General features: G+C 42.0%; 7 protein-coding genes. All 7 read left to right on the top strand.

Features of this window, described 5'->3' with window-relative positions:
• Positions 1 to 420: hypothetical protein (locus B7X71_RS12680; RefSeq protein ID WP_293600921.1), on the top strand; the 420-nt coding region annotated here is incomplete at its 5' end.
• A gap of 113 nt (positions 421 to 533) precedes the next feature.
• On the top strand, positions 534 to 929 hold the full coding sequence (locus B7X71_RS12675) for a DUF1924 domain-containing protein (RefSeq protein ID WP_293600920.1): 396 nt from the start codon (positions 534 to 536) through the stop codon (positions 927 to 929).
• Between the two features lie 10 nt (positions 930 to 939).
• Positions 940 to 1,395 carry a diheme cytochrome c gene (locus tag B7X71_RS12670; protein WP_293599641.1) on the top strand — a complete coding sequence of 152 codons (456 nt, stop codon included), beginning with the start codon at positions 940 to 942 and terminating at the stop codon, positions 1,393 to 1,395.
• Positions 1,395 to 2,024, top strand: coding sequence for a cytochrome b/b6 domain-containing protein (locus B7X71_RS12665; protein WP_293600919.1), 630 nt, complete (start codon positions 1,395 to 1,397; stop codon positions 2,022 to 2,024). The genes B7X71_RS12670 and B7X71_RS12665 overlap by 1 nt, the downstream gene beginning before the upstream one ends.
• Positions 2,024 to 2,686, top strand: a complete 663-nt coding sequence (locus tag B7X71_RS12660) for a response regulator transcription factor (RefSeq protein ID WP_293599563.1) — start codon at positions 2,024 to 2,026, stop codon at positions 2,684 to 2,686. Before B7X71_RS12665 ends, B7X71_RS12660 begins: the two co-directional genes overlap by 1 nt.
• On the top strand, positions 2,683 to 3,765 hold the full coding sequence (locus B7X71_RS12655; protein ID WP_293600918.1) for an ATP-binding protein: 1,083 nt from the start codon (positions 2,683 to 2,685) through the stop codon (positions 3,763 to 3,765). Before B7X71_RS12660 ends, B7X71_RS12655 begins: the two co-directional genes overlap by 4 nt.
• A gap of 18 nt (positions 3,766 to 3,783) precedes the next feature.
• Positions 3,784 to 4,158 (top strand): c-type cytochrome, encoded by a 375-nt coding sequence (locus B7X71_RS12650; RefSeq protein WP_293600917.1) that lies wholly within the window; start codon positions 3,784 to 3,786, stop codon positions 4,156 to 4,158.
• Positions 4,159 to 4,281: the final 123 nt, after the last annotated feature.

Here is a 4,281-nt window from a genome sequence, read left to right as displayed (position 1 = left end):
GCGATTTATGCAGTAGCGACCGACTATTCAACTGACCTACAGTTTGCCGTAGACAAAGCAATGCTCAATGCCAAAGTAGGTCTTGCAAGTCAGATTAGCAATAAGGTCTCCTCAAAGATGAAGGAGTTTGCACAAGAAACAGGCACTAGTCGTGATCCGCAGCTGATTCGTGAAATTGAGAGAGTTTCTACCGAGCTCGTTACAGAGGTCAACATTCCAGGCTACACCATCTCAAAACGAGAAATCATGCAGCAAGGCACTGGTTTTAGGGCTTACGTATTACTACGCTACCCATTGGGCGACGCTAACAAGATCGTAGTTGAACAAACTAAAAAGAGCGCTATTTTAGATTCAAAACTGCGTGCATCAAAGGCATTCCAAGAGTTGGAAAAAGATATTGCTGATAGTAAGAAAGAGTAATTTAGGCTGCTGGATATCCTGGGGCTAAGAGCCTCAGGATTAGGATTTAATCGCTGATTTTCTTAATTTTTTCTTAATCTTTCCTCGATACAGTTGTGTGTATGGAGGAAATCATGAAAATTATATTGAAGGCAGCGCTATCGCTATCTTTGCTGATCAGTGTGGGTGCTTCCCAGGCGGCTGATCCCCAAACCTTTCTAAAGTTGTACTCTGCAGAATCACAAGAGGCTCCTTCGGTCCAAAAGGGCGAAAAGTTCTTTTCATCAAAGCACGGCAATGAGTGGAGTTGTTCTTCATGCCATGGAATGCCGCCAACAGGTGAAGGCAAACATGCCTCTACCAATAAGGCGATCGCCCCCTTAGCGCCTAGCTTTAATTCTGATCGTTTTACTGATTCAGCAAAAGTCGACAAGTGGTTTAAGCGTAATTGCAATGATGTGCTAGGTAGGGCATGCACACCATCTGAAAAGGCAGACGTATTAGCCTATCTATTAAGTCTTAAAAAATAAGGTGAGCTTAATGAGAAAATTTTTTACTGCAGCAGTTATGTATCTTGTGGCAAACATGTGTTTTGCAGATGGCAATCGCCTCCCAAACTCGATTCCGCCGATCGTTAAACAAGAATGTGCAAGCTGTCACACGCTTTATCCACCTGCATTTTTGCCGGTAGATTCTTGGAGACGCATCATGGCTGGTCTGGAGAAGCACTATGGAACAGATGCATCAGTTGATGCAAAAACTAACCTTGCCATTACTCAATGGCTCACGCAATATGGTGGGACCTATAAGCGTGTTGAAGGCTCTCCACCAAATGACAGAATTACAGAGTCCCCATGGTTTATTCGGAAGCACAAAGGCGTATCTGCTAGCGTATGGAAAAATCCCAAGATAAAAAGTGCTTCAAATTGCACCGCATGCCATACCGCTGCCAATGATGGTATCTATGAGGATGACTCGATTAGGATCCCAAAATAATGAATATCAAACTTAAAAAAATACTAATCTGGGACTTGCCAACTAGATTATTTCATTGGTCACTAGCAATCTGCTTTATTGGCGCAGTCTTCACCCAAGAAAGCGAAAAGTACCGACTTTTTCACGTTACCTTTGGTTACACCATGCTGGGCCTGATTATTTTTAGGGTAATTTGGGGCGTCATTGGGACGAGGTACTCTCGATTCTCATCCTTCCTATTCGGATTTAAGGAAATAAAGGAATACATCCTGAGCTTAGTTTGTAATAGACCTGTTCATTATTTAGGACATAACCCGCTAGGTTCAATTGCTATCTATTTGATTCTTGTGAATATTCTGGGTATCTCCATTACTGGGTATTGCATTTTTAATGATGTGGGCGCCAATTGGTATTCCGAGGCACATGAGTTAATGGCCAATTTTCTAATTGGAATTGTTGTAATCCACATATTAGGGGTAATAGCTAGCAGCCTTCTCCATAAAGAAAATTTGGTACGCTCAATGCTTACCGGCCTGAAGCAAGGGGCTGCTCAAGATGGTATTCAGGGTAGATCTGTCTATTTAGTGATTGCCTTGGCTATGATTGCTGGTATTGTTTATTTTTGGTTTTGGCAATTTGGGGTGGTTTAGTGCGAATACTACTTGCGGAAGATGATCAACAGTTGGGATATGCGCTTAAGACGGGGCTAGAGCATGAAGGCTTTATTGTTGATTGGGTTCGCGATGGCAGCGCAGCGCGCTATGAAGCTGGAAATTCAGCTTACTCTGCGATTGTGCTCGACATTAATATGCCATTAATGAATGGCATTGATGTTCTAAAAAATATTCGTAAATCTGGCAACACGACTCCCGTTCTCATGCTAACTGCGCAAGATGAAGTAAGCGCTATTGCTGAGACTTTAGATTTGGGTGGTGATGACTATGTTGTTAAGCCTGTAGAAATTGTTGTTCTTGCCGCGCGGCTGCGAGCAATTGTTAGACGTTCAGAAGGTTCTAGTAGTAATGATTTAACCTTAGGGAATTTACGATTAAGTCCTAAGAAGCATCTCGTTACTTTGGGAGGTGAAGATATTAACCTTTCCAAGAGAGAGTTTGCTTTATTGCATAGCCTCATGATTTCATCTGGCAGGGTGCTTACTAAAGAGCAAATTGAATCTCAACTCTATAGCTGGGGGCATGAAGTAGAAAGTAATGCTATTGAAGTCCACATTCACAATCTACGCAAGAAAATTGGAGCCAATTACATTCGTACTATTCGTGGAATTGGCTATCAAATCAAGGATGTATCGTGAGCCCTAAGAATTTTTCTCTGCGTAATCGATTGCTGATTTGGGTGCTTGGTAGCATTACTGTGACTTGGGGTATCGCTTCTGTATTGGTTTGGTATGACGCCAAAATGGAACTAGAAGAAATGATCGAGAAGATCATTTCCAATCAAATGGGGATACCTAAACTCATTCAGGAAAAGGAAGAGTTGCTTGATTCTTTGCTGTGGGGGTTGATATGGCCATTGATAGTTGGTTTACCTCTTTTAGGCATTGTTGCATCCGCTGTCATCTTTTGGTCTAACAAGTCATTCACCGCATTAAGTGAAGCGCTTTCCAAGAAATCTTTAAACTCTATTGAGCCAATCGTTCTAAACACTTTGCCTAATGAGTTAAAGCCCGTACTGAATGAATTAAATGTCTTATTAGCTCGACTTGCTAATGCAGTTGAGAAAGAAAAGCGTTTTATTGCTGATGCCGCACATGAACTCCGTACGCCAATAGCTGCCATTCGGGCTCAAGCAGAGGTTTTAGGTTTTAGCCCAGAATTAGATCCAATAGGCATAGAGAATTTAATTCATGGATGCGATCGTGCAAGTCGTCTGATCAACCAATTACTTGCACTATCAAGAATTGATTCTGAAAAGACTGACTTTGTCAAAACCGAGATTGACCTTCATGATCTCATCAGCCTTGTTGTTGCAGACTTATTCGACCGAATTGAGGAAAAAAAGCAAGAAATTGAGTTGACGGGTGCAAGTAATGTGAAGGTTCTGGCGAATAAAGATTTGCTAGCAATCTTACTAAGAAATCTGATTGATAACGCTTCAAGATATACTCCGGCCGGCGGTAGAATTGCGATCGAAATATTAGAAAACTCTGGCACTTGCATCCTTGTAATTGAGGATAGTGGCCCAGGAATTGCAGGTGATGTTAAGTCTAGGTTGGGAGAGAGATTCTTTAGGGGGCCATCGAGTGAACTTTCAACAGGCTCTGGCCTTGGATGGTCAATCATTAAGCAAATAGCGAGTGTAGAAAATATTTCAGTTTCAGTGAGCACATCCGTAAATCTTGGTGGGCTCAAAGTTGAGCTCAAATATTCATAAATTATCTTGGAATATTACATGCCACTAAAACCTATCTTATTGGCCTTTATTCTTTTTGCCGCCTCTCAATTGTGTTTTGCTGACGGTCAAAAAACTTATCAAGAAGTTTGCTCTGTATGTCATACGGCGGGGGTGGCAAATGCGCCTAAGCTGGGCGATCAGAATGCCTGGAAAAAATTAATCGGTGAGGGGCAGGTCATTATTACTGCTCATGGGTATGTTGGTGTGAGAGCGATGCCTCCTAAAGGTGGAAGGCAAGATTTATCGGTTGAACAATTTTCTGAAGCCTTAAACTACATGGTAAATAAATCGGGTGGCAATTGGTCTACGCCAGATAAGCCCATGCTTGACAAAATCAACAACGAAATCGCAAGTCGTAAAAAGACTCAGTAAATCAATCTTACTATGAGCATCCCTTATGGGTCTTGAATTCAACTGATCGATGCAACACACTACTAACTGCGTAAGCGCAAGGAGTGTTGCTCATGAAACAACGACCTCGAATCTATTACACGG

The sequence above is a fragment of the Polynucleobacter sp. 39-46-10 genome (assembly GCF_002282275.1).
This window is presented reverse-complemented; position numbering and strand designations above follow the sequence as displayed.